The organism is Lysinibacillus sp. K60, assembly GCF_019731275.1.
Lineage (GTDB): Bacteria > Bacillota > Bacilli > Bacillales_A > Planococcaceae > Lysinibacillus > Lysinibacillus capsici.
In genome coordinates this window covers 1-2,130 of record NZ_JAASJR010000025.1, presented here as the reverse complement: position 1 = coordinate 2,130, position 2,130 = coordinate 1, and the positions used below count along the sequence as shown (strand labels likewise).

Sequence of the window (2,130 nt, the reverse complement as noted above, 5' to 3'; positions counted from 1 at the left end):
GGCTCCGAAGGCAGGACTCGAACCTGCGACAACCTGATTAACAGTCAGGTGCTACTACCAACTGAGCTACTTCGGAACAATGCTATTCACTTTGGTTTTAGACAACCTCTTAAGTACATTTATTATTATAGCAAGCATTATAAATAATGCAACACATTTTGTGAAAATTTTTATATTTTTTGTCGAAGACTGCTCCTATATTCGTCTGAAAGCATAATAGTTCTCTATTAATTCTAATATTTCTATTTAACGTACTAAATATTCTTGCTGTATATTATTGTAATTGTTAAAATAAAAATAGTTTTATGAATTTTCTATCAAATTGTCTGGGGGAGGATGTTCAATATGGTATCAAATGATTTAATTGCACCTGAATTTTATAACATCACAGAGGAATTAGAAAAATTTTCGCAAGATAGTGATCGACAAGCAATACGTTGGTTAAATACTCAACAAGAGAGACGTACAGTTTCTTATGTCGAGCTTAACCAAAAAATGAATCAGTACGCAAACGCTTTTACGGAGAAGGGGCTTCAAAAAGGTGATCGTGTATTAGTTATTATTCCTCGACTTCCTGAAGCCTATTTCGTTTTTCTAGGTTGCTTAAAGGCTGGTATCGTACCTATTTCATGTTCAGAGATGCTACGTGCAAGCGATTTAGAATATCGGATGGAACATTCTTCTGCTAGTGCAGTTATTGCTTATGAGGCTTTTACTAGTGAAGTTGATCAAATAACTTCTTCTGTATACGCATTGAAAAACAAACTAGTGATCGGTGCTGCGAAAGGAGATTGGACTTCTTTAGATGAATTAGCAAGCAAGCAGCCAGCTACATTTACAGCTGTAGCTACTACACGTGATGACATGGCATTCCTTTCTTATACATCTGGTACAACTGGTAAACCTAAAGGCGTTGTTCATTCACATGGCTGGGGATATGCACATATTAGAACTGCAGCTTCAAAATGGCTTTGTGTACGTGAAGGGGACCTCGTGTGGGCAACAGCTGCTCCTGGTTGGCAAAAGTGGATATGGAGTCCTTTTTTATCAACAATCATGCTCGGCGCTACTGCTTTTGTCTATCATGGTGGATTCGATGCAAAAACCTATCTTCAATTAATGCAGGATGAAAAAGTTAATGTTCTATGTTGTACCCCGACAGAATACCGGATTATGGCGAAAATCGATAATTTACAAGACTACAATCTATCATCTCTACGAAGTGCCGTTTCTGCAGGTGAACCTTTAAATCGTCCAGTTATCGAAACATTTATGAATCATTTTGGACTAAAAGTACGTGACGGCTATGGACAAACAGAAAACACATTATTAATTGGTACACTCGAAAACACAGAATTACGTCCTGGTTCTATGGGTGTTCCAACTCCTGGTAATATTGTACGTATTATCGACAATGAAGGGAATGAAGCACCAGTTGGCGAAGTTGGTGATATTGCTGTTCACAAATCTTCACCAGCTTTATTTAAAGAATATTATAAAGAACCAGAGCGCACACAAGCTGCATTTCGTGGGGATTGGTATATTACAGGTGATCAAGCAAAATGTGATGAAGACGGTTACTTCTGGTTTGAAGGTCGTGGGGATGACATTATTATTTCATCTGGTTATACGATCGGACCATTTGAAGTTGAAGATGCATTAAACAAACATGAAGCTGTACAAGAATGTGCAGTTGTAGCTGCGCCAGATGAAATTAGGGGGCATATTGTAAAGGCATTTGTTATCTTAAGAGAAGGTTTCAAAGAATGCAATGAAGAGGAGTTAACAAAGGAGCTACAGGAGCATGTTAAAGCGTTAACAGCCCCTTATAAATACCCTCGTAGTATCGTCTTTATTGATGAGTTACCAAAAACGACATCAGGGAAAATTCGCCGTATCGAACTTCGAGCTACTACAGTTCATACACACTAAGTTAAGTATCAAAAAAAGAAGGCATCCATTGAGGATACCTTCTTTTATGTATTTATGAATAAAAAATAGTCGGCTCAAATAAAAAAAGCCACTACTGAGTGTATCAGCAGCGACTTTTTGCGCCTAGCGACGTCCTACTCTCACAGGGGGAAGCCCCCAACTACCATCGGCGCTAAAGAGCTTAACTTCCGTGTTCGG

The 2,130-nt window shown here is 38.4% G+C and carries 1 protein-coding gene, 1 tRNA gene and 1 rRNA gene; 1 reads left to right on the top strand and 2 read right to left on the bottom strand.

Features of this window, described 5'->3' with window-relative positions; translation table 11 throughout:
- Positions 1-2: 2 nt before the first annotated feature.
- Positions 3-76, bottom strand: a tRNA-Asn gene (locus tag HCH28_RS24760).
- A 269-nt stretch (positions 77-345) separates the two neighbouring features.
- Here HCH28_RS24760 and mbcS point away from each other — a divergent pair.
- Positions 346-1,932, top strand: a complete 1,587-nt coding sequence (gene mbcS, locus HCH28_RS24755) for an acyl-CoA synthetase MbcS (RefSeq protein ID WP_221683488.1) — start codon at positions 346-348, stop codon at positions 1,930-1,932.
- A 121-nt stretch (positions 1,933-2,053) separates the two neighbouring features.
- On the opposite strand, the gene rrf is transcribed toward mbcS, so the two are convergent.
- Positions 2,054-2,130, bottom strand: a 5S ribosomal RNA gene (gene rrf / locus HCH28_RS25575); the annotation flags it as partial.